The sequence below is a fragment of the Methylocella sp. genome (genome assembly GCF_041905455.1).
Classification (GTDB): domain Bacteria; phylum Pseudomonadota; class Alphaproteobacteria; order Rhizobiales; family Beijerinckiaceae; genus Methylocapsa.
On sequence record NZ_JAYRLA010000010.1, the window covers coordinates 55,936 to 81,091 of the forward strand.

Here is a 25,156-nt window from a genome sequence, read left to right on the forward strand (position 1 = left end):
AAATGTCGTTCGCCAGAAACACCTACCGCGTGAAGGAAAACGACGCCCGTCGCTGCTCGACGTGCCAGTTTTCAGGCGTCATGCAGCGCGACAACGCCGCGGCGACGACGCATTGCCATCGCCGCCCGCCGATCTCCAACGGCCGCCGCGAGTGGCACTTCCCGCAGGTCGGGCCGGCGGGAAGTTGCTCGGAATGGGTAGCGAAGGTCGACGAGCCGCGCGACGGGAATGGCGCGCCGGAGCGCCTTCTGTGCGCCTTGTGCCGGCATTCGTCCGCGGGCGCTCATGCGTGCCGGCTTCGGGCGCCGGCGCACATCACGCATGAAGGCGATGCGGTCTATCCCGAGATCAGTCCGACGCGTTGGTGTGGCGAGGCGGAGGTTGAGGCCGGGATTGAGAACGAGGTCTTCATCGGCGCGCCGCCCGCCGTCGTCTACGATCTGCGCGACCGCAGAAAGGCCGGATGATGACGGGCGAGGTCGTCGACCTCGATGGCGTGCGCGACCTGCTCATTCCGCAGCGGGGCGAGATCGACGAGCGGGGCGTCTCGCGCCTCGCTCGCGACTGGTGGTCAGCCTATGAGGCCCGCCGCGCCGCCGAGCGCGAGGCGGAGAGCGAGAATGACAGGCGCTCGCGCGTGCTTCTCGAGACGAAGGCGGCGAAGCGGATCGCAGGAAGTCGGCGCGCCTATCGGCGCAAGGTCGAAGCTACAGGTTGAGGGGATGAAGATGGCGGACCCTACGCCACAGGTTGAATATGACGCCAATCTCGGCGAGCTTTCCGATCTGGCGAGCGCGCTCAGGGTGATCGAAGCCCGGCGCGAGAGCGAGCGAAACGCCGCCCTGCGCAAACTCGCCGCGGAATTGCCGCCCAACATGCGCACGCTCATCTTCGAGCAAAACGGACGTATGGAGGTCGACCGCGACGCCGAGACCACGCTTTACATCGCAGGCCGCCCCGATCTTGTGAAGCGGCTTGAGGACGCCGCATGGCAATGGGACGCGACAGGCGAGGGCCTCGATGTGGCGTGGGCGCGCCACGCCGCCCTGCAAACACGCTGCATTGAGTTATTCGCCGCCCTTAATCCGGCGTGAGGGGAGATGACCGTGACCGATGATTCTCTCTGGCTCCGATGCGCCGAACAGGCTTGGGGCGAGCACTGGCAGTCTGAGATGGCCCGCTACTTCGGCAAATCGCGCCAGTGGGTCAATCACATGGTCAAAGGCCGCCATCGGCCGCCGCCCGACATCATGATCTACTTGCGCGAGCTTCTGGTCCGCCAGCGACAGCAATCGCTCGACCTGATCGCAGAAATCGACGCGACGCCCGGAGCGCAGGCCGGAAGATGGACAGGGCAATAACGGGAGGCGATTGGTTGCGGAGGCAGGATTTGAAAGGGCCTTCAGCGCATGGTTGCAACACGCTGCGGACCGATTTCTCAAGTCACTTGGGATTTTGCCCATGTCAGCCAAAAATTGCCTGATAATCGTCGATTAGGCGGATGGCCGATGCTTCGGCGCTTTCAGCCATGATCGACGCCATGCGCCGAGCCGCGGAATTGCGCGACGTCGCCTCGATCCGCTCGCCGATTGCGACGACATCATTGAGAGCGTCGATCGCGGCCTCAAACGCCCGCTGACAGTCTTCGGGATCAAATGGCCGCTCAAGCACCGCGTTGACGGTGCAAATCATGTCCTGAGCGCGACCCATCGTGGTGCGGAGTTCGGCGGCCTCGTCGAATGGAAGAAATTCTTTCATCGTCTCAACCTCACGCCCGGCCCGCCGTCGCGCATTTCGCCTTCGTCCAAAAAGATCACGCCGGCGGCTTCGAGAGCGGATCGCATCTTTGCAACAGCTTCGTCTGAAACCCGTGCGCCTTCCGTCTCGAAACGCTTAACTGTTGGTCCAGAAAGGCCGGAGGCTGTTGCCAGCCGCTCCTGCGACCAACCGAGCATCGCCCGTGCGCCTCGCGTTTGTGCTGGCGACGGAAGAAAGGACTTGACCTGTTTTGACTCATGACCCATGATTCAAAACGTATCCCATATGCCGCCATGAATGGCAACCAAAATCCCGAAATTCGCGACACAGAACGTCGTGAAAATCGCGACAAAGGAGAGTGTAGGTATGACGAATTCCGAGATTGCACATCCCGACGCCGAACTGATCCGCCTCGGCGCTATGCTCGACGAAGCGAGCCGGAAAACCATCGCTCTCGAAGCCGAGCTTCACGACGACCATTCGGGCGGAGATCGCGCCAACTTCGACGCCGCACTCGACGCCGCTTCGGCGATCGTCGACCAGATCGAGCGGCTTTCGGCGACGACCGTGGCGGGCCTCAAGGCAAAGGCGCGCGCGATCGCATGGTGCCGTGATGATGATCCGTTCGACGATGATTTCGTCGGCGGGCGGGGGACGACGGATATGCGGTTGGCTGCATCCGTCCTGCGCGACGTGATGGCGATGCAGGGCGAACTCAATGTCGGAGCCTGACCGGCTCCTGCGCCGAAAGGAGGTCGAGGCGATGGCGGGCATGAGTTGCGCCACGCTCTACCGCAAGATGGCTGACGGGACGTTTCCACGCCCCGTAGCGTCTGGCACGGCAATGAAGCGCTGGCGTCAGTCAGACGTTCAGGCTTGGATCGCCAGCCTATCCGTGGCGCGGCCCGCTCAGTAGATTACTGACGGTCCGCTAGCGCAACTCACTGTTATCATGGCAATGGAAGTAATCTAATGACGATCATCATCAAAGATATCGCGACGCTCTACGCCCAATTCACGGCCGCCGCCGCCGAGTATGACAGGATCGACGACGCGCTCGATTGCGATGGCGCTCTTGGCGAAGCCGCGATTGATCGACGGGACCTCGCCCTTGAAGCGCTGGCCGACATGACGCCGCGGACGCAAGCTGAAGTCGCGATCCTCGCCCAGGCGGCGCTTGATTGCTCCTGCCTCGGCGACATTGAGCTCGACCGCTCCGATCCGTTGAGCCGGATACTCGTCAACATCTGGCGCTCGGCGTCGGGGGGAGCCGGCGAACCGCCTCGCCCGGATTGGACACTCCCAACATCGCAGGTGTGAGGGGAAACGCGGCGCTCTGCTCCGGCGGGGCGCCCCATTGGGGTGTTTGTGATGACGAAAGAGGAAATCGCCGCAAGGTTTGGTGGCATGCCCTGCGATGGCCTGGACTGGCCGAAGGTCGAGGCGCTGCGCGCGCAGTACGCGGAAGAGAATCGTGTGAAGTGGCGGGACGTCAGGCGGGGCCTCGTGGTGATCGCCTTCTTTATAGCCGCCTACCTATGGGCGGCGATCAAGCTCGCCGTTGCGGTAGCCGTGTGCCTGATCTACCCACCGCTGTGGGTTGCCCTGCTAATCTATTTCGGCTTCAGGATCGAGCGAGCCCTCCGTATGGTCGGTGAACGGATCATCGAGGAAAACGAAAGGAGCATGAGGCCATGACCGAGATGGGACGCAATGAATGGAAGCCGCTTTGGAGCCGCCGCGTCTTGCGTCTGGGCGACCCGGAGCTTGCTTTGTTTGAGGCGCAGCACATCGTGATCGGCGAGGGAGATCGCCTGCGGTTTTTCGCGAACCTGCGCGCGGGTTCGCCCAACCGGCGACGGTTGTGCGGGCGTCAGATGGTCACCTCGGAAGACCTTGATCGCCTCATCGACGATTGAGGCTTTTCCGCAGGTTTCGCCAAAATCATCCGTGGGTGTATTGACACTTCCGCCCGCGTTCGTATTGTTGGTAGAGGCATAGGAGGTGCCGCCCTTTTTCAGGGCCGGCTGCCTATGCAGGATGCAATCGGCCGGCTCCCCAATGTAGAGCCTTGTCATGGCCGTCGCAAAAACATCCTCCGAAAGCAACAGCACCGTCGCGGTCAATAGCTTGCGTTTGCTCTCCGTCAAGGAGCTATGCGAACTGCTCGGAGTCAGTCGGTCGAAGGTTTACGTCGAGATGGCGTCCAGACGCCTCCGGTGCATAAAGCTCGGCGGCAGCACGCGCTTTCGGCTCGCCGACGTCGAGGCCTACCTCAACGGCCTCGACGCCTGAAATCGGCAGGCGGCGCCTCGGCGCGCGCCTACACCCCCGAAAAAGTGAACGCCGCCCGTGGCAAGCGGACGGCGTTCGGAATGGAGACAACCTGACATGAAATCCATACCTCAACCCGCTTCGGCGGGCAAGTCGCGTATCGCGAAAAACGCGATCGAGCGCGGTCCAGAGAGTGATCGACGCTTCCTCGCGCGCTTCTCCGATCGGTGCTTTTACGTGCGGTTCGCCGACGTCGCCGAAGCCGCGCTCGTTCCGCCTCCGCCACCCGGCAAGGCCATCTTCGTCGCCATTCATCAAATTGCGCCCGGCGTCAGAGCCCGGAAGTTTTTTGGCGCGAACGCGACGTTCGATCCTGATCGCCTGACCGAGGCCGAGGCGGCGGCGTGTTTCGAGTTCGCCGTGACGGGGGAGGTGCGCTGATGACCGCCCTCGACTTCACCTTCGATCCATCAACCCTTCTTCACAACTTCGACGTGGCGTGCAAGCTCGTCGCGGCTGGCCTTCGCGTCTTCGCCTGCGACAACACCAAGCGTCCGGCGCCGGGCGTCGGAAGCTGGCCGACGACGGCGACGAGTGACCCCGAGGTCATCGCCCGCATGTGGGCGCACAATCCCGACTATCTCGTCGGCCTGCACCTTGGCTCCGCTCATTTCCTTGTCGTCGACGCCGATGGTCGCGCCGGGCTTTGGGCCTTCAGGGCGTTTTGCGCCGCGCGCGGCATTTCGCTCAAGGGCGTTCCAACAGTCTACACGCCGAGCGGCGGAGCTCACCACTTTTTTCGCCAGCGCGAAGGCGACAGGCTCGGCAACGGCCGTGGCGCACTGCCGCCCAAGAGTGTTTTCAACGTCGACGTCCGCGGCGCGGTCGGCTACACGATCGCGCCGGGCACGATCAAATGGGACGACGCCATCGCCGACGCCTATTCGATCGAGGGCGGCGATCCGCTTGCGATCCTGAACGCGCCGGAACTCCCCGACGCCCTGCGCGACGTGCTGCTCGGCAAGCCGTCGAATGACAACATCCACGCTCTCGACGAGGCCGGGCGCGCGGCGCTCCGCGATCACTTCGCCCGCGACTTCGACGAGCTGCTCGACGATCTTGCCGAGATGGGCGAGCACGGTCCGCGCGCCGCGCGCCTGCGCGCTGTTGCGAGGCTTGCCGGCCGCCATGTCGCGGGACCGGCGCGGTTTGATCGCGGACTTGCCGAGAAACGTCTTTTCGACGCTGCGACGATCAACGAGCTTGTCGAGGATTTCGGCGTTCAGTGCGTCGAGGCGACGATCCGCGCCGCCTTCGACGAGGGCGAGAGCGAACCCTTCGACTATGGCGGCCCGGCGACGTGCTCGGCTCCAGAAGCCGCTGAAGCTTTCGAGCGTAAAGCGCCAGAGCCGGAGGAGGAGCCGAGGGTATCGGTTAAGCCGACACCTTTGCCGACCATCTCTCCTGCGCTCGCCGGCGGCGTCGAGCCGATCACGATCGAGCATCCTCGCGTTCGCGCCTATGTCGAGCAGGCCGTCCATGACGAGATCTCGAAGCTCGCCAACACCGGCGAGGGCGGCCGGAACAACCAGCTCAATGCCTCCGCCTTCGCCCTCTATCAGTTCGTCGGCGCGGGCCTGCTCTCAGACCATGAGGCGCATCTCAAGCTCGTCGCTGCGGCCGACGCCTGCGGTTTGATCCGCAGCGACGGGCGCTCGTCGGTCCTCAAGACGATCGCCTCCGGCCACCGCGCCGGCCTCGCGCAGCCGCGCAAGATCGTAGAGGAATTCGAGGCGGAGGAGGAACGCGCTCGCATCAATGGAGCCGAGCAGGCGCGGATGCTGATGCGCCTAGACGATGGCTCGCTCGCCGACGCGGAAACGGGCGAGATCGTCGGCGAGACGCCGCCCGATCCGCGCGACGATGAAATGCCCGACCATTTGACACGGCCGGGCGGCCTTCTCGATGAGATCGTCGAATGGATCGTCGCCTCGTCGGAATATCCGAGCCGCGTTCTTGCGCTGTCCGCGGCGATCGCCGTGCTCGGAACCGTGATCGGACGGCGCGTCGCCGGGCCGACTGGCTCCGATACTTCAATCTATGCTCTGAACGTCGCGCCGACAGGCGCGGGCAAATCCGCGCCGCAGCAATGCGCGCATAGTCTAATCTCCGCAGTTGAAAGTAAACTTCTCGGACCAAGCGACTTCACGTCGTGCTATGCAATCGAAAGTCATCTTGCGGACAAGCCGCTTTCGCTTTGCATCATGGATGAATTCGGGTCATTTCTTGCGAAAGTCACACATCAAAGGTCAAACTCATACCAGCAGGAAATAACCAAAGTCCTCCGTCGCGCATGGGACGCCTTCGCAGAATACAGCGGTTTGCAGCGCGTGGATAAGGTCGCCCCGTCCATGAAGTGGCCAGCGCTATCGCTGATCGGCTCATCGACGCCGGGCGAGATGTTCGACGCTCTTTCGTCCAAGAGCGCAACTGACGGGTTCCTGAACCGCTTCCTGATCTTTCAGACCGCGGTCAAGGGGCGGAGCGCGAGACCTACGGCCGACAAGCGGCGTCCGCCGGAAGAAATCGTTTACTGGCTCAAGAACCTCTACGACCAATGCCGCGGCGACCAGTATGGCGTCGATTTTGGCGAACAGCCGCTCGCCGAGCTGAACGAAAACGATCAAATTCAGCTCACGTGGGCTGATGATGTCGTCGCCGACGCCTTTGACGATCTGCGGGAGAAGATGGTCGATCGCATAGACGAGGACGACTGCGGCCCGCTGTTTTCGCGGACGGCGGAATATACTGTTCGGCTTGCCACGATCTGCGCCGTCAGCCGCGACGGGCTTGAGGCGCGCGTCACGGCGGCTGATCTCGATTGGGGCGCGGGCGTGGCGCTCTGGTCCGCCGAGCGCATGGCGCGTGAGGCTGAGCTTCGGATCGCCGACAATCTGGCGCAGGCGCAAGCGAAGGAGGTGCTACGGGCCATCGTCGGGGCGCGCAGGCCTATCTCTCATAGCGAGCTTCTGTTGAAGTTGAAGCACAAGTTCCGGGCGCGCGACTTGAAGGAAATCCTCGATAGCCTTCGGGAGGCTGGCGACGTGATCGAGGAAACCGTCTCGACCTCAGGACGGCCGCGCAAGGTCTACAGACGCGGACGCTAAACCCGCCGCCAAGCCGACCATCAAGGGCGCCTTTCGGGGCGCTCTTTTTTTGCGCCACGGTCAGGTTTGAGGGCGTCCCAGGGGGGGGGGGGCTTTCTTTCCAACTTCTTTACCGGGCCCGGTAAAGAAGTCACCCTCATACGGTTAAGGCCTAGTTACCTTCTTTACCCTTTTTTACCGCTTCTTTACCGCGGTTTTGGTAAAGAAGGTCAGCTCATAAGTGATTGATATATATATAATATATATCTTCTTATACCTTCTTTACCTTTTTTACCGCACCCATGCATGATTGATAGGTTTTGCCTATCAATGTTGCGATATTGATAGGCTGATACCTATGGTTTGGGTGTGCTTATAGAGAGGTGCGGTAAAAAAGGTAAAGAAGGGTCTGACGCCCTAAATCGGCTACATGAGCGATGCCCATGGCGATACGGCTTACGCTTTTGACGGGCTGCCTCTTCGCCACCTCGCCATATAGCCAAGCTCAAGACGGAAGCTCAAATTAACACGATACATCTGTGAAATAAGTCCGCCTTTCCGTTGCGGCTCGCCCCGAGCGCCGCGACGTAATGACGAAGGTGTGATCGGCCGTTTCCCGCTCTCGGAAGGCTCGATTTATGCATAGAGCGCGGCTTCGCGCCCCAGGTGGCGAATTGGCGAAAAAAATGACGCCCGTCTCGCCGCCGAGACGTGTTCCCCCCTCTGCACGCACATGGGGAGCGTCAATGGATGTTAACCGCCAAAACAGGGGCGCTGGCGGGCGTTCTGTGATATGATGGCTGAAGATAGCGCTCAGGCGTTAAAGCCCGCCAGCGGGCTTCTTTGGGGGATTTGAGATGGAAGCCATCGAGATGTTCAGCCCGCGAGCCGTGGCGCTGGCGCACCTTCTCATCCGCTCGCCCGAGCTGGCCGTGAAAGGCTTCACCGCCATCGACGTGCGGCGCGCCGCCGGTGACTCGGCAGAGCGCATGCATCTTCTCGACGGCGACGACGCCGAGCGAGCTTGCCGTGAGCTTCTCGAGATGCGGCTGATCTCCATGGACCCTGGGTCGTCGTCCAGTGGAAGCGAGAAGCCGAGCTTCTACTTCAAGCGCGACGATCTGGTCGCACAGTTCGGCTACTGACAGCTCGCCAGCTCGTCGCCTTCACGCGGCGAGCACTTCCTCGACGATGCCCGGCCGTTTGGCCAGCATGGCGAGCAGCACGCGCGCCGGGCCCTCGGGGACGCGGCGGCCCTGCTCCCAATTGCGCAGCGTGCCGAGCGAAACGCCGACCGTCTCGGCGAAGCGCGCCTGGGAGAGGCCCGCCTTCGCGCGGATCGCCGCGACGTCGATCTCCTTCGGAATATGCACGCGCGCCGCCTTCGCCTCGCCCTTCAGGAAGGCGGCGGCTTCGCCCATGCCGCGCAGGAGCCCGTCGAAATCCTCATCCTTCATTTGCGCCTCCCAGGTCGCGCACGAGCGACGCCGCGACTTTCGCCAGCGTCGCCTCCTGCTCCTTCGTCAGATCGGCCGCTTCGTTCTTGGCGAAGACCCAAAGCAGGGCGGCGGGAAACCGGGCGGAGTGAAACCAGTAGATCACCCGTCCGCCGCCGCGCTTGCCGCGGCCCTCAAGCGGCACGCGCAGCTTGCGCAGGCCGCCCGTGCCTTTGACGAGAACGCCAGCCATCGGATCGGCCGCGATTATGTCGACGATCGTGGCGCGCTCTTCGTCCGACATGATCCGCGACGCCTTCGAGATGAAGGCTTCGGTTTCCATGACGGTGTGGAGCGCTCTCGCCATGGGCGGATAATACGCCGCTGACGTAGTACGTCAATGGCGTATTATCCGATTGCTGTACGAAGCGTCGACGCCGTGGGGCGGCTCTTCAGCCAAGCTTGGCAAGAGCCGCCTGACGCGCGAAATTCCGCCGCGTGCGCCACGTCAAAACGACGCATCGCCGGTCATGCCAAATCATCCGTTCTAAATCCGCAAGTAGGGCCTGAAGTGGGGCCAGAAAAATAGACCGTTCGATTTATTCAGATAAAACAATATCTTGATGAATACGCATGGCGGACGGCTCATCCGCCGGGAAGGCCCTTCTCGACCGCGTCGAGCGCCGTCCGGATTTCCGCGAGGATCAGCCTGTCCGCCGCGCTCTGGTCGACGTCGGGCACGTCCCAGTCGAAGATCGCGCGATATTTCTCGACGAGCGCCTTCACGTCGCCGGCGAGCTGCTTGCGATGGCGGTCCATTTCAACCTGTTCGATCTCGCTCATGGATGTCCTTTCTGGTTTTCCGAGCGTTTACGGGATTGCGCCGTCCGGGGCGCGCAAGTCCGATATGGCGTGCCGGCGCCATACCCAAAAGGCGAGCAGCGCCACCGGGACGCCGATCAGCGACGTGCCGACGAAGAACCAGGTGAAGCCGGTCCGCTCGATGAAGAAGCCCGAGGCGCCGGCGAGCAGGCTGCCGGGAAAGGCGCAGAGCGAGGTCATCAGCGCATACTGGCTCGCCGCGTGCTCGGTCGAGACGAGGCTCGACATATAGGTGATCAGCACGACGGAGGCGAATGCGTAGGCGAAGCTGTCGATCGACACCGTCGTCGCGAACAGCCAGAACTCGCCGCCGCCGTGATCGCCATGCGCGGCGAGATAGGCGAGCGCGAGATGCGAGGCCGAGGCGGAGACCGTCGCGATCAGCAGGCTCGCCATCAGCCCGAGGCGCAGCGTGAGCACGCCGGCGAGCGCCGTTCCGCCGATCCCGACCCAGAAGCCGAACAGCTTCGTGACAGTCGCTATGTCGGAATTGGAGTAGTGCAGCTCCTTGAACAGCGGGATCGCCATCGCGTTCGAGACATAGCCCGGCATGCGGAAGCCGGCGATCAGCAGCAGCACGGGAAAGGCCATGCGTCCGAGCCGGCCGGTCAGGTCGCGGATCGGCTCGACGATGGTTTCGCCGACGCTCTTGGGCTTGCGGCGCGGCGCGAGGTCGGAGGGCGGCTCGGGCGCGGCGAGCGCGGCGATCACGCCCGGCGCCATCAGCGCGGCCATGGCGAGATAGGCGGCGCGCCAGCCGAAGGCGTCGGCGAGGTAGAGCGCGCCGGCGCCGGCGGCGAGGTTGCCGACGCGCCAGCCGATCTCGGCGGTCGACGACATCAGCGACTGGCGCTCGGCGGGAGCGACGGTGATGCGCCAGCCGTCGATCACCGTGTCCTGCGTCGCCCCGACGAAGCCGAGCGCCAGCGAGAACAGCACGGTCCAGGCGAGACGCTGGCCCGGATCGCCGAAGGCGACGGCGGCGAGCGCGAGCGCCACGCCGATCTGCGAGACGACGATCCAGCCGCGCCTTCGCCCGAGCAGACGCGAAAGGATCGGCGCGTCGTAGCGGTCGAGGAAGGGCGCCCACAGGAACTTGAATTTATAGGCGAGCGTCATCTCGGCCATCAGGCCGAGCGTCTCGATCGAGACGCCGGCCTCCGACAGCCATGCCGATTGCGTGGCGTAGACGAGCAGGAAGGGAATGCCGGAGGAAAAGCCGAGGCCGAGCATGGCGGCGAGCGCGCGGTCGGAGCGCAGTTCGCGCAGGATAGAGAGGCCGGAGGCTTCGTTCATGACGCGATGCTACCGGCCGCATGGGCGATTCGGAAAGGGGCGTCATGTCCCGGTCAGGGATTGGGCGCGATCTCATTCTCGACAGCGTCGAGCGCGGTCCTGATCTCGGCGAAAATCAGCCGGTCGGCCGCGCCCTGGTCGACGTCCGGCGCGTCCCAGTCGAAGATCGCGCGATATTTATCGACGAGGGCTTTGACGTCGCCGGCGAGCTGGGCGCGGTGGCGGTCCATTTCGATCTGTTCGATGGGAGGCATAAGCGATATTTCTTTCGCCACTTGAATATTATCTCTCTAGTGAGCCGCCTTAAGGACTAGGTTCCGAAACTGTTTTGGTAGTGGCATTCGGCAGAAGAGGAAATCTTATTCAGAGGTTTATAAATATACCTTATAATCGACCCGGCCGTCGAAGCTTAACATATGCCCGGAAAACTGGATCAGCAAATTCGTATGAGCCACGTGTATCGGGAACTTTTACTAAAATTGGTCCGTAGCGCTCTTCAATCAATCGCGGAAGGAGTTGATCCATATATTCGACACCAAGCTCTTGTGCCGAAGAGCGGCTTTTAGCTAGGAAAACCTGCCCGAGTTGAGCATCATATTCCGCACGATTATCCTTTTGTTCTGCTAATAGGGCAAGAAGCATGGCCCGATCCTCTGACTGCCCAATGGCCCGTTGGTATGTTTCTTCCAAACTTGGGAAAGCTTGTCCAGACAACATCTTATTTTTTATTATTTTTAGTATTTTAATATCAACATGATTTGTACCGAGCGTATTCGCTTCGTTGACACACGATTTTCCAATAAGCTGCGCAAAATATGGGTAACCTTCGCATAAATCAGAAATTTCTCCTATACATTCCTTCGAAAACGTCACCGTATTAGAAAATAATTTAGTGGCAACATTAAATATTTCTTCTGTTTCATTACGAGACATGGGCTTTACAAAGATAGAGCCTTGTTCTATTAAGCGACCAATCGACCCATGATCGGAGATAAGACCACTAAGATCTTGACCAATACCACAAATTCCAAATTTTACTTTGTCGCTCGAAAGGGATTTAATCAACGATCCCAATCCTGATTTATCTTTTATAACATCAAATTCGTCAAGTAAAATTAGTAGGGCGTCGCGTTTTCTGAATATCCTATTGTTATTGTCAACAACTGAGCTTGCAAAATTTCGGAAAGTTTGGATAATATCTCCGGGAATAGCGTTTGTATATTTTGCCGCCTCTTGACCTTTTGCACCCCAATTAAGTACCTTGAGATCTAACCCTACCGAGCCTTCGCTTGTGCGCGAAAATTCAGTTAGGGCTTTACCTTTGTCAGGTACTAGACGCAGTAGCCCGTCCTCTTCGTTTGTATCATTACACAAGCGCGTAATAAGATCATTGGCTCCGCTAATCATAGAATCGCATTGATAATATACAGTATAGTAAGAACGTGGCGTCTTAGGAAGAAGATGATTTAGGCCCGCACGTCTAACGAGTTCATAATCGCCATTCGCGAGTGCTTGGATCTGACGTGTTAATGAGGATTTTCCAACGCCTCTCTTTCCATATATCGCTATTAATCCAAGCGATGAATTTAACGCAGCGATTGCCTCACTTACGAGGTCCGCGCGACCGACAAAGCGATTTGGGTCTTTTATAACGTCAGAAGTAAATCCGACCTCAGGATTCATAAAGGTGAACAATGCGGTGGCCTCTAAAGGAAGGGGTTGGTTTTAAGTGGCATTCAACTTGCGTCAACTGCACCCCGTCGTCGCGCCACACGTGTCGCACTTCAGGCACGTGCCGTTCCGCACCAGCGTGAAATTCCCGCATTCGCCGCAGGCTTCGCCCGTGTAGCCCTTCATTCGCGCCTGGGCGCGGCGGTCGCTCGCCGCCGGGGCGGGGGCGGCGGGCTCGGACCAGCCGAGGCGCTCGAAGGCGTCCTCGGCCTCGACCGACGCCGGCTCCTTCAGCGCGACCGCGACGCCGCCGGCGACGAGGGTGAGCTTGTCGCCCTTGGCGCGGACGAAGCCGCTCGAGATCAGCTTGGCCGCGCCGGCGCCTTGCGGGGCCTTCGGGTCCTTGCCCTGCGCCTCGCCCTTGCCGAGCACGTCATGGCCGATGTCGGAGGGGTCGATATGAGCGAGGTCGTTGCGCCCGAGATAGGAGATGGCGAGCTCGCGGAAGATGTAGTCGAGAATCGACGTCGCGTTGCGGATCGCGTCGTTGCCCTGCACGAGGCCCGCCGGCTCGAAGCGCGTGAAGGTGAAGGCCTCGACATATTCCTCGAGCGGCACGCCATATTGCAGGCCGACCGAGATCGCTATGGCGAAATTGTTCATCAGCGAGCGGAAGGCCGCGCCCTCCTTGTGCATGTCGATGAAGATCTCCCCTAACCGCCCGTCGGAATATTCGCCGGTGCGCAGATAGACCTTGTGGCCGCCGACCACCGCCTTCTGCGTGTAGCCCTTGCGCCGGTCGGGCAGGCGCTCGCGCTCGCGCATGCGCTCGACGATCCGCTCGACGATTTTTTCGGCCACCGTCGCGGCGCGCGCCGGGGCGCTGGCGGAGACGAGCGCCTCGAGCGCTTCGTCCTCGTCCTCTCCGTCGTCGATGAGCTGGCTGTTCAAGGGCTGCGACAGCTTCGAGCCGTCGCGGTAGAGCGCGTTGGCCTTGAGGCCGAGCTTCCACGACAGCATGTAGGCCTCGCCGCACTCCTCGATCGCGGCCTCGTTCGGCATGTTGATGGTCTTCGAGATCGCTCCCGAGATGAACGGCTGCGCCGCCGCCATCATGCGGATGTGGCTTTGCGTCGAGAGATAGCGTCTGCCCGTGCGCCCGCAGGGCGAGGCGCAGTCGAACACGCCGTAGTGCTCAGGCCTGAGGTGCGGCGCGCCCTCGACCGTCATCGCGCCGCAGGCGTAGACGTTGGCGGCCTCGACCTCGGCCTTCGAGAAGCCGAGGAAGGCGAGCAGGCTGAAGTTCTGGTCTTCGAGCTTTTCGGCCGGAATCTTCAGCGCATCGGTGAGGAAAGTTTCGCCGAGCGTCCATTTGTTGAAAACGAAGCGGATGTCGAAGGCGCTCCTGAGCGAGGCTTCGAGCGCCGCGAGCTTATCGTCCGAAAAGCCCTTCGCCTTGAGGCTCTCGTGGTTGACGCCGGGCGCGCCCTTGAGGCTCGCGCGCCCGACCGCATAGTCGACGATCGCCGTGATCTCGTGTGGCGCATAGCCGAGCGCGCGAAGACCCTCGGGCACGGCGCGGTTGATGATCTTGAAATAGCCGCCGCCGGCGAGCTTCTTGAACTTCACCATGGCGAAGTCGGGCTCGATGCCGGTGGTGTCGCAGTCCATCACGAGGCCGATGGTGCCGGTCGGCGCGACGACCGAGACCTGCGCGTTGCGATAGCCATGCGCCTCGCCAAGCGCGACGGCTTCTTCCCACACCGTCTTCGCCCGCTCCCCGAGCGCGGAAAAGGCGCCGAGCGCGGAATGGTCGAGCGGGACGGGGAGGATCGACAGCGCCTCATAGCCCGACGCCTCGCCACGCGCAGCCCGCGCATGGTTGCGCATCACCCGCGCCATGGCGGAGGCGTTGGCCTCGTGACCCTCGAAGGGCCCGAGCTCGCGCGCCATCTGCGCCGAGGCGGCGTAGGCGGCGCCGGTGAGGATCGCCGAGAAGGCGGCGCAGACGGCGCGGCCCTGATCGCTGTCGTAGGGAACGCCCGCCGACATCAGGAGGCCGCCGATATTGGCGTAGCCGAGGCCGAGCGTGCGGTATTTGAAGGAGTTGACGGCGATCTCCTTCGAGGGGAACTGCGCCATCATCACCGAGATTTCGAGCGCCACCGTCCACAGCCGGCAGGCGTGCTCATAGCCCGCGACGTCGATCGCTCCGCTCGCGGCGTCGCGGAACTGGAGAAGGTTCAGCGAGGCGAGATTGCAGGCGGTGTCGTCGAGGAACATGTATTCGGAGCAGGGGTTCGACGCGACGATCGGGCCGGCCGCCGGGCAGGTGTGCCAGTCGTTGATCGTCGTGTGATATTGCAGCCCCGGGTCGGCCGAGGCCCAGGCGGCCTCGGCGATCCTGCGCCACAGGTCGCGCGCCTTCAGCGTCTTGTGCGTCTTGCCGTCGAGCCGGCGCGTCAGCCGCCATTCTCCGTCGCTCTCCACCGCGCGCAGAAATTCGTCGGTGAGGCGCACGGAATTGTTGGAGTTCTGGCCGGAGACGGTGAGATAGGCCTCCTTGTCCCAGTCGGTGGTGAAGGTCTCGACCTCGATCTCGCAAACGCCCTGCCGCGCGAGCTGGATCGCCCGCTTGATCGAGGCGTCGGGCACGAAAGCGCGCCGCGCCAGCTTGATCTCGCGTTTTAGGGCGGGGTTCTTCTCGGGGTTGAAGCAGTCGTCGCCCGGCCCCTCGCAGTTGAGGCAGACGCGGGCGACCGCGCGCATCGCCTTGCGCACGGCCTTCGAGCCGGCGACGAGGGCGGCGACCTTGCGCTCCTCGCGCACCTTCCAGTCGATATAGTCCTCGATGTCGGGGTGGTCGGCGTCGACGACGACCATTTTTGCGGCGCGCCGCGTCGTGCCGCCGGACTTGATCGCGCCGGCCGCCCGATCGCCGATCTTCAGGAAGGACATCAGCCCCGAGGACTTGCCGCCGCCCGAGAGCTTCTCGTTCTCGCCGCGCAGCTTGGAGAAATTCGAGCCGGTGCCCGAGCCATATTTGAACAGGCGCGCCTCGCGCACCCACAGGTCCATGATGCCGCCCTCGTTGACGAGGTCGTCGGCGACCGACTGGATGAAGCAGGCGTGCGGCTGCGGATGCTCATAAGCCGAGGCCGAGGCGACGAGCTCCTTGGTGAAGGGATCGACGTAGAAATGGCCCTGCGCCGGCCCGTCGATCCCATAGGCCCAGAAAAGGCCGGTGTTGAACCATTGCGGCGAGTTCGGCGCGGCCATCTGCCTCGCCAGCATGAAGCGCAATTCGTCGAAGAAGGCCTGCGCGTCGGCCTCCGAATCGAAATAGCCGCCCTTCCAGCCCCAATAGGCCCAGGTTCCGGCGAGCCGGTCGAACACCTGCCGCGCCGAAATCTCGGAGACGAAGCGCTCGCCCGCGGGCAGGGCGGCCAGCGCCTCCTCGTCCGCGACGGAGCGCCACAGGAAGGAGGGGACGGAATTCTCCTCGACGCGCTTCAGGCGCGCCGGCGCGCCGGCCTTGCGGAAATATTTCTGGGCGAGCACGTCGGTCGCGACCTGGCTCCAGGCGGCGGGAACCTCGACGCCCTTGAGCTGGAACACGAGGGAGCCGTCGGGATTGCGGATCTCGCTGTCGGCGAGGCGGAACTCGACGTCGGCGTAGGCCGACTGGCCTTCCCTCGTGTAGCGGCGCGCGATCTGCATGGGTGGCGTCCTGAAGCTTGACTAGATTTTGTGGATTGAAGCGGAGTTTGCTCCTATATGTAGGAAGGATTGGCCGTTTCGCGCGCAGAGTCGAGGCCTTGACACGAAAAAAAGGGACTTGTCCCCGATTCGCCCCGGCGCTCGGCGGAGCCCGCGGCCGAGCCTTCGCCGGCGCCGGGCTGGACAGCGGACGCCGCCGCCGCCATAAAGCCGCCTTGACGCTTGACGAACGCCGCTTGGCGCGCCGCCCGAACCGAGAGCCTGGCCGATGAAATATCTGCTGATGATCTTCACGTGGTGGAACGGCGCGACGCTGAACTCCCGATTTTACACCTGGCTGCACGGGACGCTCGTCGGAACCGACGAATTCGGCAACCTCTATTACCGCGGCAAGAAGATCGACCCGGCGCTCGGCTTCGAGCGGCGCTGGGTGATCTACAATGGCTACGCCGAGGGCTCGGCGACCCCGCCCGGCTGGTACGGCTGGCTGCATCACACCGTCGACGTTCCGCCGACCGACGAGAAATACGAGCCGCGCGAGTGGCAGCTGCCCTATATCCCGAACCTCACCGGCACGCCCGAGGCCTGGCGTCCGCCGGGCTCGACGCTGCGGGCCGGCGCGCGGCCGAAGGCCACCGGCGACTATGAGGCCTGGAGCCCTGAAGCTTAAGGCCCGTGAAATGACGAGGACCGCCGCGCGGCCGCGCGCTTTCCGCGCGCGCCTTCTCGCCGCCCTCGCCGGCGCGGCGGCCCTGTGCTCCTTCGCGTCGGGCGCGCTCGCCGATCGCATCAAGCATCCGGTCGCCGTCTTCTCCGGCCTCGACAAGATCACCGGCCGGATCATCTCCTTCGAGGTCGCGATCGACGAGACGGTGCAGTTCGGCTCGCTGCAGATCACTCCGCGCGCCTGCTACACGCGGCCGGCGACCGAGACGCCGCAGACGATCGCCTTCCTCGAGGTCGACGACGTCGACGACAAGAACCAGTACAAGCGCATCTTCTCGGGCTGGATGTTCGCCGCGAGCCCCGGCCTGCATGGCGTCGAGCATCCGATCTACGACGTCTGGCTGACCGATTGCCGCGGCGGCAAGGAGGCGACGCCGGCGCCCGACGCGCCGGGCGCGCAGACGCCGCCGACCCCTGAGAACGCGGCGCCGCCGCAGGCCGCGCCCGAGCCCAAGAAGACGAAGCCGCGGCGCGTCCAGCCGCACGCGCCGCAGCCGCCCGTCGATCCCTTCGCCGGCGAGTCGGCGTTCCCCGAGCAGGGCGGCCGACGCGGCGGCGAGGGTCCGGTCGAGGTCGCCCCGCCTCCGGGCTTCGACGCGCCGGCCCCCGCGCAGCCGCGCCGCCGTCGCAGCGCGCCCGACCCCTTCGAGGCGCCGGTCCCGCCGGGCGACATCCCGGACGGGCGTTTCTGAGCGGCCAACGCGTCCTCGCATCGTCCGCGCGCCCTTGCTTTCGCCTCTTTCGATCCAAATCTTTCGTTCGAGCGCAGGAGCGCGGCCCAGGACTCGGCCGGGCGTGAACCTTTCCTAAGTTTCATCCCCGCGAAACGGAGACGTAAGCCTCGCTCTCGCAAAGTGTCTTCATGCGCTGCACGGCCGCCGCGGCCGCAGCCTTTCGCCAGTTTCCGATGGAGTGATAAAACCGATGGCTCTTCCCATGATCGACGGCCCCGAGCGGAACGACCGGACGCGCGGCCCGCGCGCGGGCTTGCGCGCGGCCCTTCTCGGCGCCGTCGCCGCGGCGGCGGTGACCGGCTCGATCGCCGGCGCCTTCCTGCCGCACCAGTTCGCGGTCGCAGAGACCGCCGTCCCGGCGGCCAGCGCCCACCCGACCTCCTTCGCCGACGTCGTCGACCATGTCCGCGACGCGGTCGTCTCGGTCAAGGTCAAGATGAACGTCGCCGAGGACGACGCCGACGACGAAGACCAGCCGCGCGGCGGCCAGATTCCGCGCCTCGAGCCGGGCGATCCGCTGGAGCGCTTCTTCCGCCGCTTCGGCCAGCCGGGCGGTCCGGGCGGCCCCGGCGGCCCGTTCGGCCAGCAGGGCCGTCCGCACCAGCAGGCGCAGGCGCAGGGCTCCGGCTTCATCATCTCGCAGGACGGCTATGTGGTGACCAACAACCACGTGGTCGAGAAGGCGAGCGACGTCACGCTCACGACCGACGACGGCAAGACGCTGCACGCGACCGTGGTCGGCACCGACAAGAAGACCGACCTCGCACTGCTCAAGATCAAGGAGCAGGGCTCCTATCCTTACGTGAAGTTCGCGGGCGCGACGCCGCGCGTCGGCGACTGGGTGATCGCCGTCGGCAACCCGTTCGGCCTTGGCGGCACGGTGACGGCCGGCATCGTCTCGGCGCGCGGCCGCGACATCGGCGCCGGACCCTATGACGACTTCCTGCAGATCGACGCGCCGGTCAACCGCGGCAACTCGGGCGGTCCGGCCTTCAACTCCCTCGGCGAGGTCGTCGGCGTCAACACCGCCATCTTCTCGCCGTCGGGCGGCAGCGTCGGCATCGGCTTCGCCATTCCGGCCGAGACCGCGCAGAACATCGTCGCGACGCTCAAGGACAAGGGCTCGGTGGCGCGCGGCTGGATCGGCGTGCAGATCCAGCCCGTGACCGACGAGGTCGCCGACAGCCTCGGCCTCAAGGCGCCGAAGGGCGCGCTCGTCGCCGACGCGCAGTCGAACGCCCCTGCGGCGCAGGCCGGCATCCATTCCGGCGACGTCATCCTCGGCGTCAACGGCGAGCGCATCGACGGGCCGCGCGATCTGGCCAAGCGCGTCGCGGCGCTCGGGCCGGGGGCCAAGGCCGATCTGCTCTACTGGCGCGACGGCGCCGAGAAGACCGTGCAGGTCAAGCTCGGCTCGCTGCCGGAGGAGCGCAGCGAGGTCGCCCGCGCCACAGGCCAGTCCGAGAACTCGGCGCTCGCCGGCCTCGGCCTCAAGCTCGCGCCGGCGTCCTCCGTGCAGGGCGCGGGCTCGGAGGGCGTCGTCGTCGCCGACGTCGATCCGGACGGCGCCGCGGGCCAGAAGGGGATTCGCGTCGGCGACCTCATCATGGAGGCCGGCGGCAAGGCGGTGAGCAAGCCCTCCGACATCTCGGCGGTCATCGCCGACGCCAAGAAGGAAGGGCGCAAGGCGGTGCTCCTGCGCGTCAAGAACAACGACGGCACCCGCTTCGTCGCCGTGGCGACGACGCCCGCGGGCTGACGCGGAGCGCCTTCGCAGCTTAACGAGCCAGCGGGCCGGGCGGCGACGCCCGGCCTGTCTTTTTTCGGGAAACGCGTATTATGCCGGCCATGCGCATTCTCATCGTCGAAGATGATTCGGAGGCGGCCGCCTATATGGCCAAGGCGTTCCGCGAGGTCGGCCATGTCGCCGACCACGTCGGCGACGGCCTCGAGGGCTATGCGCGCGCCAGAGAGGAAGGCTACGACGTCCTCATCGTCGACCGCATGCTGCCCAAGCTCGACGGACTGTCCCTGATCGGCGGCCTGCGCTCGCAGAAGATCCAGACCCCGGCGCTGATCCTCTCGGCGCTCGGCCAGGTCGACGACCGCGTCAAGGGGCTGCGCGCCGGCGGCGACGACTATCTCGCCAAGCCCTACGCCTTCTCCGAGCTGCTCGCCCGCGTCGAGGCCCTCGCGCGGCGCAACGTCAACGGCTCCGGCGAGGAGACGGTCTACCGCGTCGGCGCCCTGGAGCTCGACCGCCTCGCCCACAAGGTCACGCGCGAGGGCAAGGACATCCCGCTGCAGCCGCGCGAGTTCCGCCTGCTCGAATATCTCATGCGCCACGCCGGACAGGTGGTGACCCGCACCATGCTGCTCGAGAACGTCTGGGACTATCATTTCGACCCCCAGACCAACGTCATCGACGTGCATGTCTCGCGCCTGCGCAGCAAGATCGACAAGGGGTTCGAGCCGCCGCTCCTGCAGACCATCCGCGGCGCGGGATACATGATTCGTGACGGCGCTCGCTAAGCTCTTCCGCACCACCGTCTTCAAGGTCTCGCTGGCCTATCTCATCATCACCGCGATCGGCGCGGGGCTCGTGCTCTCGAGCGTCGGCGACAATGTGAAGATGCTGGTCGACCAGCAGATCGCCAACACGGTCGCGGCCGACATCTCCGGCCTCTCCGAGCAATATGCGCAGGGCGGCGTCAACGGCCTCGCCCGCAGCCTCGACGCGCGCATCCAGCGTCCCGGCGCCGATCTCTATCTCCTCACGACCAGCGCCGGCGTGCCGATGGTCGGCAACATCGCCAGCCTGCCGCCGGAGGTGCTCGAGCGCTCCGGCCTCGTCGAGATCGTCTATCAGCCCGCCGGCGAGGACCGCTCCCATCAGCGCCGCGCGCTGGCGCGCATCTTCGGCCTGCCGGGCGGCTTCCGCCTCGTCGTCGGCCACGACCTCGAGGAGGCGGAGAGCCTGCGCAAGATCCTGCGCGACGCCCTGTTCACCTCGCTGTTGTGGCTGATCGCCATCGGCGCCGTCGGCGGGCTGTGGGTCGCGCGGCGCGTCCTCAACCGGGTGGACGCGATCAACGCCCGCGCGCGCGGGATCGTCGTCGGCGGCGACCTTTCCGGGCGCCTTCCCGTCGCCGGGACGGGCGACGAGCTCGACCGCCTGGTCATGAACCTCAACGCCATGCTCGACCGCATCTCGATCCTGATGAGCGGGCTGAAGCAGGTCACCGACAACATCGCCCACGACCTCAAGACGCCGCTGACGCGGATGCGCGGGCGCGCCGAGGCGGCGCTGCGCTTCGGCGCCGGGGCGGAGGACTATCGCGGCGCGCTCGAGAAGGTCATCGAGGAATCGGACCGGCTGATCCAGATCTTCGACGCGCTGCTCAAGATCGCCCGCGCCGAGGCGGGCGCGGCGCCCGAGGGCATGGAGGATTTCGACGTCGGCGCGGTCGTCGCCGACGTCGGCGAGCTCTACGAGCCCGCCGTCGAGGAGCGGGGCCTTGCGCTCGACCTCGACATCGCGCCAAATCTCTACGCCCACGGCAGCCGCGAGCTGATCGGGCAGGCGGTGGTCAACCTGGTCGACAACGCCCTCAAATATGGCGCGGAGCCTGGCGGGGACGAAACGATGGAGAGCGAGTCCGCGGCCCTGCGCCGCGTGCGCCTTTGCGCGCGACGGGGGGAAGGCGCGATCGAGGTCGTCGTCGCCGACCACGGCCGCGGCGTGCCCGAAGCCGACCGCGCCCGCGTGCTCGACCGCTTCGTGCGGCTCGAGAATTCGCGTTCGCGGCCGGGCTCGGGGCTTGGCCTTTCGCTCGCCGCCGCCGTCGCGCGGCTGCATCAAGGCTCGCTGCGGCTCGAGGACAACGAGCCCGGCCTTCGCGTCGTGCTGCGCCTGCCGGCGGTCGCCCGTCCGAAGGACGTCGTCGCCGCGCCCGCCGTTCTCCCGCCGGGAGCCGCCGCGTGAACGCGCCCGAAGCCTTCGGCCCCTTGTGGCGGCGTCTCGCCGCAGCCCCGGTCGTCCTCGACGAGGCGAAGGCGGGCGCGCGCCTCGACGAGCTGCTCGGCCTCGAAGGCGCCGGACGCCTGCGCGAGATCTTCGAGGCGCCCGCGGCGCGCCGCCTCGTCGAAGGCGTCGCCGATCATTCGCCGTTCCTGTGGCGCCTCGCGCTGCGGGATCCCGCCCGTCTCGCGCGCTGTCTCGACGGCGATCCGCGGACGCGCCTCGACGAGCTGATCGCCCGCCTCGACGCGGAAGTCGACGCGACGGAGGACGAGGCGCAGGCGATGCGCGCGCTGCGCAAGGCCAAGCAGGAAAGCGCTCTGCTGATCGCGCTCGCCGACCTCGGCGGCGTCGTCGACGTCGTCGCCGCCACGGCGATGCTCTCGCGCGCCGCCGACGCCTTCATCCGCGCCGCGCTGCGCTTCCTGCTGCGCGAGGCGCATCGCGCCGGCAAGCTGGCGCTCCCCGACCCGAAAGCGCCGGAGGCGGGCTGCGGCCTCGTCGTCCTCGCGCTCGGCAAGCTCGGCGCGAACGAGCTCAACTATTCGAGCGACGTCGATCTCGTCGTCTTCTACGACGCGCAGGCGCCCGCTCTGAAGGCCGAGCCCGCCGCCGTCTATCTGCGGGTGACCAAGCGTCTCGTGAAGCTCCTGCAGGAGACGACGGTCGATTCCTACGTGCTGCGCGTCGACCTGCGCCTTCGGCCCGATCCGGGCTCGACGGCGGCGGCGATCTCGCTCGGCGCCGCGCTCTCCTATTACGAGACGCTCGGCCAGAACTGGGAGCGCGCGGCCTACATCAAGGCGCGGCCGATGGCCGGCGACCTCGCGCTCGGGCGCGAATTCCTCGACGCCCTCGCGCCCTTTATCTGGCGCAAATATTTCGACTACGCCGCGCTCGCCGACATCCACGCCATGAAGCGGCAGATCCACGCCGTGCGCGGCCACGCGGAGGTGACGGTGCCGGGCCACGACGTGAAGCTCGGCCGCGGCGGCATCCGCGAGATCGAGTTCTTCGTCCAGACGCAGCAGCTCATCTTCGGCGGCAAGCGGCCGCGTCTGCGCGGCTCGCGCACGCTCGACATGCTGGCCGAGCTCGGCGCCGACCGCTGGGTGACGCCGGACGCCGTCGAGGACCTCTCGGCCGCCTACCGCGCGCTGCGCGGCGTCGAGCATCGGCTGCAGATGGTCGCCGACGAGCAGACGCAGCGCCTGCCCGAGGACGAGGGGGAGCTCGACCGCTTCGCCGCCTTCTGCGGCTACGACGGCCGCGCCGGCTTCGACGCGGCGATGACGCAGGTCATGAGCTGCGTCTCGCATCATTACGCGCGCCTGTTCGAGCACGCGCCTTCGCTCGACGCCGACGCGGGCAGCCTCGTCTTCGCCGGCTCCGAGCATGACCCGGAGACGCTTCAGACGCTGGCGCGGATGGGCTTCAAGGACCCGCCGGTGGCGCTCGAGACCATCCGCGGCTGGCATTTCGGGCGCCGCCCGGCCGTGCGCACGCCGCGCGCGCGGGAAGTCCTGACCGAGCTTACTCCCGCGCTGCTGCAGGCCTTCGCCAAATCCGGCGAGCCGGACGCCGCGCTCGCCGGCCTCGACCACGCGCTCGCGCGCATGCCCGGCGCGGTCGAGCTGTTCTCGCTGCTGAAGTCCAATCCGCGCATCTGCGAGCTGTTCGCCGACATCCTCGGCGGCGCGCCGCGGCTCGCGCGGATGATCGCCGCGCATCCGCATATCCTCGACGCGACGGTCGATCCGCGCGTGCTCGAGACGCCGGTCGACGCGAGCCAGTATCCCGCGCGCGCGCTGCGCCTCGTCGGGCGCACGAAAGTCTTCGAGGAGTTCCTCGACGCGCTGCGCGACTTCGCGCGGGAGGAGACGTTCCGCATCGGCCTGAAGCTGCTCTCCGACGCCGTGACGCCGCTGGAGGCGGGCCGCGACTATTCGGCGCTCGCCGACGCCATCGTCGCCGCCTCGCTCGCTTTCGTCGAGCGCATGTTCATCGAAGAGCACGGCGCGCTCGGCGGCGGGCGCGTGTGCGTGCTGGGCCTCGGCAAGTTCGGCTCGCAGGAGATGACGGCGTCGTCCGACCTCGACCTGATGCTGATCTACGACTTCGACCGCGAGGCGCCGGAGTCGGAGGGGCCGAAGAAGCTGCACGCCGCGCAATACTACACTCGCATGACGCAGCGCCTTGTCGCGGCGCTCACCTCCGCGACGCGGCGCGGCACGCTCTATGAGGTCGACATGCGGCTGCGCCCTTCGGGGCGGCAGGGGCCGGTCGCGACGCAGCTCGCGAGCTTCGTCGACTATCAGAACGCCAGCGCCGAGACCTGGGAGCATATGGCGCTGACGCGCGCCCGCGTCGTCGCCGGCGACGAAAGCCTGAAGAGAGACGTCGAGGCGGCGATCCGGGCCGTGCTGCGCAAGCCGCGCGGCGACGGCCTCGCGAAGGAGGTGGCGCAGATGCGCGCGCTCATCGCCAGGACGAAGGGCGATTCCGATCCCTGGGACCTGAAGCTCGCGAAGGGCGGGCTCGTCGACGTCGAGTTCTGCGCGCAATATCTCGTGCTGCGCCACGCCGCCGATCTGCCGGAGCTGATCTCGATCTCGACGCCGCAGATCGTCGCGAAGGCCGGCGACCTCGGCCTCATCTCGCCGCGACAGCGCGCCGCGCTCCTCGCCGGCCATGCGCTGCTCACCAACGTCACGCAGGTTCTGCGCCTCGCGCTCGAGCGCGACGCCGATCCGCGCAAGGCGAGCGAGGGCGTCAAGCGCCGCCTCGCCGCCGCCGGCGAAGCGCCGACGCTGAGCGCGCTCGAGGCGGCGCTGAAGGAGACGCGCGCCGCCACGCGCTCGACCTTCCGCGGCGTCCTGAAGCACGAGGCCGCGGAGACCTGAACGGCGGCGTCGCAGGAAGGGAGAAGGCTTATGACCCGCATTCTCGGGATTTCGGGCAGCCTCAGGCGCCTCTCGTTCAACACCGGCCTTCTGCGCGCGGCGGCGGAGCTCGCGCCCGACGGCGTTTCGATCGACGTCATGACGCTCGACGGCGTGCCGCTCTACAATGGCGACGTAGAGGCCGAGCATGGACCGCCCGCGTCGGTCGTCGCCCTCAAGGACGCGATCGCCGCCTGCGACGGGCTGCTGCTCGCGACGCCGGAATACAACAACGGAATTCCCGGCGTCTTCAAGAACGCCATCGACTGGGCCTCGCGCCCCCCAAGCGACGTTCCGCGCGTCTTCGGCGGGCGGCCCGTCGCGCTCGTCAGCGCTTCGCCCGGCGGCTTCGGCGCCATCCTCTCACAGACGGCGTGGCTTCCCGTGCTGCGCGCTCTGAACATGCGCCCATGGTTCGGGTCCGCGCTCGCAGTCTCGCGCGCCGGCGCCCTCTACAGCGAAAATGGGGTCCTGACGGACGAGCCGACGCGCAAGCGGCTCGCCGATTTCGTCGCCGGCTTTTCGAGCTTCATCGGCAAATAGGCGAACC

General features: G+C 65.4%; 29 protein-coding genes. 20 read left to right on the forward strand and 9 right to left on the reverse strand.

Annotated elements, in window-relative coordinates; all coding sequences use genetic code 11:
- Nucleotides 1–2: 2 nt before the first annotated feature.
- The 4 genes from ACE3OG_RS10225 to ACE3OG_RS10240 are packed head-to-tail and all read left to right on the forward strand — an operon-like array spanning nucleotide 3 to nucleotide 1,361.
- On the forward strand, nucleotides 3–467 hold the full coding sequence (locus tag ACE3OG_RS10225) for a hypothetical protein (RefSeq protein WP_374308231.1): 465 nt from the start codon (nucleotides 3–5) through the stop codon (nucleotides 465–467).
- The gene (locus ACE3OG_RS10230; RefSeq protein WP_374308233.1) at nucleotides 464–718 is read left to right on the forward strand and encodes a hypothetical protein; all 255 of its coding nucleotides are present in this window, start codon (nucleotides 464–466) and stop codon (nucleotides 716–718) included. The genes ACE3OG_RS10225 and ACE3OG_RS10230 overlap by 4 nt, the downstream gene beginning before the upstream one ends.
- Before the next feature lie 4 nt (nucleotides 719–722).
- A complete protein-coding gene (locus ACE3OG_RS10235) occupies nucleotides 723–1,094 on the forward strand; it encodes a hypothetical protein (protein WP_374308234.1) in 372 nt (123 codons plus the stop codon).
- A gap of 6 nt (nucleotides 1,095–1,100) precedes the next feature.
- A complete protein-coding gene (locus ACE3OG_RS10240; RefSeq protein ID WP_374308236.1) occupies nucleotides 1,101–1,361 on the forward strand; it encodes a hypothetical protein in 261 nt (86 codons plus the stop codon).
- Nucleotides 1,362–1,464: 103 nt separating this feature from the next.
- Here the strand turns inward: ACE3OG_RS10240 and ACE3OG_RS10245 are convergent, their stop codons facing one another.
- Both ACE3OG_RS10245 and ACE3OG_RS10250 read right to left on the reverse strand, forming a co-directional pair.
- Nucleotides 1,465–1,758, reverse strand: a complete 294-nt coding sequence (locus tag ACE3OG_RS10245; protein WP_374308238.1) for a hypothetical protein — start codon at nucleotides 1,756–1,758, stop codon at nucleotides 1,465–1,467.
- On the reverse strand, nucleotides 1,755–1,955 hold the full coding sequence (locus tag ACE3OG_RS10250; RefSeq protein ID WP_374308239.1) for a helix-turn-helix domain-containing protein: 201 nt from the start codon (nucleotides 1,953–1,955) through the stop codon (nucleotides 1,755–1,757). Before ACE3OG_RS10250 ends, ACE3OG_RS10245 begins: the two co-directional genes overlap by 4 nt.
- Nucleotides 1,956–2,124: 169 nt before the next feature.
- Here ACE3OG_RS10250 and ACE3OG_RS10255 point away from each other — a divergent pair, with 169 nt between their 5' ends.
- The 9 genes from ACE3OG_RS10255 (at nucleotide 2,125) to ACE3OG_RS10295 (ending at nucleotide 8,323) form a co-directional block, all read left to right on the forward strand.
- Nucleotides 2,125–2,490 (forward strand): hypothetical protein, encoded by a 366-nt coding sequence (locus ACE3OG_RS10255; protein ID WP_374308241.1) that lies wholly within the window; start codon nucleotides 2,125–2,127, stop codon nucleotides 2,488–2,490.
- Entirely contained in the window at nucleotides 2,477–2,674 is a 198-nt protein-coding gene (locus ACE3OG_RS10260) for a helix-turn-helix transcriptional regulator (protein ID WP_374308243.1), read from the forward strand. Before ACE3OG_RS10255 ends, ACE3OG_RS10260 begins: the two co-directional genes overlap by 14 nt.
- A 56-nt stretch (nucleotides 2,675–2,730) precedes the next feature.
- Nucleotides 2,731–3,078 carry a hypothetical protein gene (locus ACE3OG_RS10265; protein ID WP_374308244.1) on the forward strand — a complete coding sequence of 116 codons (348 nt, stop codon included), beginning with the start codon at nucleotides 2,731–2,733 and terminating at the stop codon, nucleotides 3,076–3,078.
- Between the two features lie 51 nt (nucleotides 3,079–3,129).
- Nucleotides 3,130–3,456 carry a hypothetical protein gene (locus ACE3OG_RS10270; protein WP_374308246.1) on the forward strand — a complete coding sequence of 109 codons (327 nt, stop codon included), beginning with the start codon at nucleotides 3,130–3,132 and terminating at the stop codon, nucleotides 3,454–3,456.
- Nucleotides 3,453–3,677: a hypothetical protein gene (locus ACE3OG_RS10275; RefSeq protein ID WP_374308248.1), complete on the forward strand. Its 225-nt coding sequence runs from the start codon at nucleotides 3,453–3,455 to the stop codon at nucleotides 3,675–3,677. Before ACE3OG_RS10270 ends, ACE3OG_RS10275 begins: the two co-directional genes overlap by 4 nt.
- Before the next feature lie 157 nt (nucleotides 3,678–3,834).
- Nucleotides 3,835–4,053: a helix-turn-helix transcriptional regulator gene (locus ACE3OG_RS10280; RefSeq protein WP_374308250.1), complete on the forward strand. Its 219-nt coding sequence runs from the start codon at nucleotides 3,835–3,837 to the stop codon at nucleotides 4,051–4,053.
- Between the two features lie 57 nt (nucleotides 4,054–4,110).
- Nucleotides 4,111–4,473, forward strand: a complete 363-nt coding sequence (locus ACE3OG_RS10285; protein WP_374308252.1) for a hypothetical protein — start codon at nucleotides 4,111–4,113, stop codon at nucleotides 4,471–4,473.
- Nucleotides 4,473–7,199 (forward strand): bifunctional DNA primase/polymerase, encoded by a 2,727-nt coding sequence (locus tag ACE3OG_RS10290; protein ID WP_374308254.1) that lies wholly within the window; start codon nucleotides 4,473–4,475, stop codon nucleotides 7,197–7,199. Before ACE3OG_RS10285 ends, ACE3OG_RS10290 begins: the two co-directional genes overlap by 1 nt.
- 836 nt (nucleotides 7,200–8,035) lie before the next feature.
- Nucleotides 8,036–8,323 (forward strand): hypothetical protein, encoded by a 288-nt coding sequence (locus ACE3OG_RS10295; RefSeq protein ID WP_374308256.1) that lies wholly within the window; start codon nucleotides 8,036–8,038, stop codon nucleotides 8,321–8,323.
- A 21-nt stretch (nucleotides 8,324–8,344) separates the two neighbouring features.
- Here the strand turns inward: ACE3OG_RS10295 and ACE3OG_RS10300 are convergent, their stop codons facing one another.
- The 7 genes from ACE3OG_RS10300 to ACE3OG_RS10330 form a co-directional block, all read right to left on the reverse strand.
- Complete coding sequence (locus tag ACE3OG_RS10300) at nucleotides 8,345–8,635, reverse strand: helix-turn-helix domain-containing protein (protein ID WP_374308259.1); 291 nt, start codon at nucleotides 8,633–8,635, stop codon at nucleotides 8,345–8,347.
- Nucleotides 8,625–8,981, reverse strand: coding sequence for a type II toxin-antitoxin system RelE/ParE family toxin (locus ACE3OG_RS10305; RefSeq protein WP_374308261.1), 357 nt, complete (start codon nucleotides 8,979–8,981; stop codon nucleotides 8,625–8,627). Before ACE3OG_RS10305 ends, ACE3OG_RS10300 begins: the two co-directional genes overlap by 11 nt.
- A 278-nt stretch (nucleotides 8,982–9,259) precedes the next feature.
- Nucleotides 9,260–9,457, reverse strand: coding sequence for a hypothetical protein (locus ACE3OG_RS10310; protein ID WP_374308262.1), 198 nt, complete (start codon nucleotides 9,455–9,457; stop codon nucleotides 9,260–9,262).
- A 27-nt stretch (nucleotides 9,458–9,484) separates the two neighbouring features.
- A complete protein-coding gene (locus ACE3OG_RS10315; protein WP_374308264.1) occupies nucleotides 9,485–10,792 on the reverse strand; it encodes an MFS transporter in 1,308 nt (435 codons plus the stop codon).
- Between the two features lie 53 nt (nucleotides 10,793–10,845).
- Nucleotides 10,846–11,046 (reverse strand): hypothetical protein, encoded by a 201-nt coding sequence (locus tag ACE3OG_RS10320; protein ID WP_374308266.1) that lies wholly within the window; start codon nucleotides 11,044–11,046, stop codon nucleotides 10,846–10,848.
- Between the two features lie 130 nt (nucleotides 11,047–11,176).
- Nucleotides 11,177–12,487, reverse strand: a complete 1,311-nt coding sequence (locus ACE3OG_RS10325; protein ID WP_374308267.1) for an ATP-binding protein — start codon at nucleotides 12,485–12,487, stop codon at nucleotides 11,177–11,179.
- Between the two features lie 51 nt (nucleotides 12,488–12,538).
- On the reverse strand, nucleotides 12,539–16,183 hold the full coding sequence (locus tag ACE3OG_RS10330; RefSeq protein ID WP_374308269.1) for a vitamin B12-dependent ribonucleotide reductase: 3,645 nt from the start codon (nucleotides 16,181–16,183) through the stop codon (nucleotides 12,539–12,541).
- Between the two features lie 268 nt (nucleotides 16,184–16,451).
- On the opposite strand from ACE3OG_RS10330, the gene ACE3OG_RS10335 reads away from it, so the two are divergent.
- From ACE3OG_RS10335 to ACE3OG_RS10365, 7 genes are all read left to right on the forward strand, one after another.
- A complete protein-coding gene (locus ACE3OG_RS10335; RefSeq protein ID WP_374308271.1) occupies nucleotides 16,452–16,853 on the forward strand; it encodes an NADH:ubiquinone oxidoreductase subunit NDUFA12 in 402 nt (133 codons plus the stop codon).
- A gap of 10 nt (nucleotides 16,854–16,863) precedes the next feature.
- Nucleotides 16,864–17,601, forward strand: coding sequence for a DUF2155 domain-containing protein (locus tag ACE3OG_RS10340; RefSeq protein WP_374308273.1), 738 nt, complete (start codon nucleotides 16,864–16,866; stop codon nucleotides 17,599–17,601).
- A 244-nt stretch (nucleotides 17,602–17,845) separates the two neighbouring features.
- A complete protein-coding gene (locus tag ACE3OG_RS10345) occupies nucleotides 17,846–19,402 on the forward strand; it encodes a Do family serine endopeptidase (protein WP_374308357.1) in 1,557 nt (518 codons plus the stop codon).
- 89 nt (nucleotides 19,403–19,491) lie between these two features.
- Nucleotides 19,492–20,175: a winged helix-turn-helix domain-containing protein gene (locus ACE3OG_RS10350; RefSeq protein WP_374308359.1), complete on the forward strand. Its 684-nt coding sequence runs from the start codon at nucleotides 19,492–19,494 to the stop codon at nucleotides 20,173–20,175.
- Entirely contained in the window at nucleotides 20,159–21,628 is a 1,470-nt protein-coding gene (locus tag ACE3OG_RS10355) for a sensor histidine kinase (protein WP_374308275.1), read from the forward strand. The genes ACE3OG_RS10350 and ACE3OG_RS10355 overlap by 17 nt, the downstream gene beginning before the upstream one ends.
- Nucleotides 21,625–24,567 (forward strand): bifunctional [glutamine synthetase] adenylyltransferase/[glutamine synthetase]-adenylyl-L-tyrosine phosphorylase, encoded by a 2,943-nt coding sequence (locus ACE3OG_RS10360; protein ID WP_374308277.1) that lies wholly within the window; start codon nucleotides 21,625–21,627, stop codon nucleotides 24,565–24,567. Before ACE3OG_RS10355 ends, ACE3OG_RS10360 begins: the two co-directional genes overlap by 4 nt.
- 30 nt (nucleotides 24,568–24,597) lie before the next feature.
- A complete protein-coding gene (locus ACE3OG_RS10365; RefSeq protein WP_374308279.1) occupies nucleotides 24,598–25,149 on the forward strand; it encodes an NADPH-dependent FMN reductase in 552 nt (183 codons plus the stop codon).
- The last annotated feature ends 7 nt before the right edge of the window (nucleotides 25,150–25,156 follow it).

What these genes read in the sequence shown, in the direction of transcription:
- ACE3OG_RS10310 (WP_374308262.1), bottom strand. Translation starts at nt 9,457, where the DNA reads ATGAGCGAGATCGAACAGGTTGAAATGGACCGCCATCGCAAGCAGCTC.
- ACE3OG_RS10245 (WP_374308238.1), bottom strand. Translation starts at nt 1,758, where the DNA reads ATGAAAGAATTTCTTCCATTCGACGAGGCCGCCGAACTCCGCACCACG.
- ACE3OG_RS10225 (WP_374308231.1), top strand. Translation starts at nt 3, where the DNA reads ATGTCGTTCGCCAGAAACACCTACCGCGTGAAGGAAAACGACGCCCGT.
- ACE3OG_RS10250 (WP_374308239.1), bottom strand. Translation starts at nt 1,955, where the DNA reads ATGCTCGGTTGGTCGCAGGAGCGGCTGGCAACAGCCTCCGGCCTTTCT.
- ACE3OG_RS10270 (WP_374308246.1), top strand. Translation starts at nt 3,130, where the DNA reads ATGACGAAAGAGGAAATCGCCGCAAGGTTTGGTGGCATGCCCTGCGAT.
- ACE3OG_RS10365 (WP_374308279.1), top strand. Translation starts at nt 24,598, where the DNA reads ATGACCCGCATTCTCGGGATTTCGGGCAGCCTCAGGCGCCTCTCGTTC.
- ACE3OG_RS10295 (WP_374308256.1), top strand. Translation starts at nt 8,036, where the DNA reads ATGGAAGCCATCGAGATGTTCAGCCCGCGAGCCGTGGCGCTGGCGCAC.
- ACE3OG_RS10255 (WP_374308241.1), top strand. Translation starts at nt 2,125, where the DNA reads ATGACGAATTCCGAGATTGCACATCCCGACGCCGAACTGATCCGCCTC.
- ACE3OG_RS10290 (WP_374308254.1), top strand. Translation starts at nt 4,473, where the DNA reads ATGACCGCCCTCGACTTCACCTTCGATCCATCAACCCTTCTTCACAAC.
- ACE3OG_RS10240 (WP_374308236.1), top strand. Translation starts at nt 1,101, where the DNA reads ATGACCGTGACCGATGATTCTCTCTGGCTCCGATGCGCCGAACAGGCT.
- ACE3OG_RS10305 (WP_374308261.1), bottom strand. Translation starts at nt 8,981, where the DNA reads ATGGCGAGAGCGCTCCACACCGTCATGGAAACCGAAGCCTTCATCTCG.
- ACE3OG_RS10320 (WP_374308266.1), bottom strand. Translation starts at nt 11,046, where the DNA reads ATGCCTCCCATCGAACAGATCGAAATGGACCGCCACCGCGCCCAGCTC.
- ACE3OG_RS10265 (WP_374308244.1), top strand. Translation starts at nt 2,731, where the DNA reads ATGACGATCATCATCAAAGATATCGCGACGCTCTACGCCCAATTCACG.
- ACE3OG_RS10230 (WP_374308233.1), top strand. Translation starts at nt 464, where the DNA reads ATGATGACGGGCGAGGTCGTCGACCTCGATGGCGTGCGCGACCTGCTC.
- ACE3OG_RS10330 (WP_374308269.1), bottom strand. Translation starts at nt 16,183, where the DNA reads ATGCAGATCGCGCGCCGCTACACGAGGGAAGGCCAGTCGGCCTACGCC.
- ACE3OG_RS10260 (WP_374308243.1), top strand. Translation starts at nt 2,477, where the DNA reads ATGTCGGAGCCTGACCGGCTCCTGCGCCGAAAGGAGGTCGAGGCGATG.
- ACE3OG_RS10275 (WP_374308248.1), top strand. Translation starts at nt 3,453, where the DNA reads ATGACCGAGATGGGACGCAATGAATGGAAGCCGCTTTGGAGCCGCCGC.
- ACE3OG_RS10315 (WP_374308264.1), bottom strand. Translation starts at nt 10,792, where the DNA reads ATGAACGAAGCCTCCGGCCTCTCTATCCTGCGCGAACTGCGCTCCGAC.
- ACE3OG_RS10340 (WP_374308273.1), top strand. Translation starts at nt 16,864, where the DNA reads ATGACGAGGACCGCCGCGCGGCCGCGCGCTTTCCGCGCGCGCCTTCTC.
- ACE3OG_RS10345 (WP_374308357.1), top strand. Translation starts at nt 17,846, where the DNA reads ATGATCGACGGCCCCGAGCGGAACGACCGGACGCGCGGCCCGCGCGCG.
- ACE3OG_RS10280 (WP_374308250.1), top strand. Translation starts at nt 3,835, where the DNA reads ATGGCCGTCGCAAAAACATCCTCCGAAAGCAACAGCACCGTCGCGGTC.
- ACE3OG_RS10335 (WP_374308271.1), top strand. Translation starts at nt 16,452, where the DNA reads ATGAAATATCTGCTGATGATCTTCACGTGGTGGAACGGCGCGACGCTG.
- ACE3OG_RS10350 (WP_374308359.1), top strand. Translation starts at nt 19,492, where the DNA reads ATGCGCATTCTCATCGTCGAAGATGATTCGGAGGCGGCCGCCTATATG.
- ACE3OG_RS10300 (WP_374308259.1), bottom strand. Translation starts at nt 8,635, where the DNA reads ATGAAGGATGAGGATTTCGACGGGCTCCTGCGCGGCATGGGCGAAGCC.
- ACE3OG_RS10235 (WP_374308234.1), top strand. Translation starts at nt 723, where the DNA reads ATGAAGATGGCGGACCCTACGCCACAGGTTGAATATGACGCCAATCTC.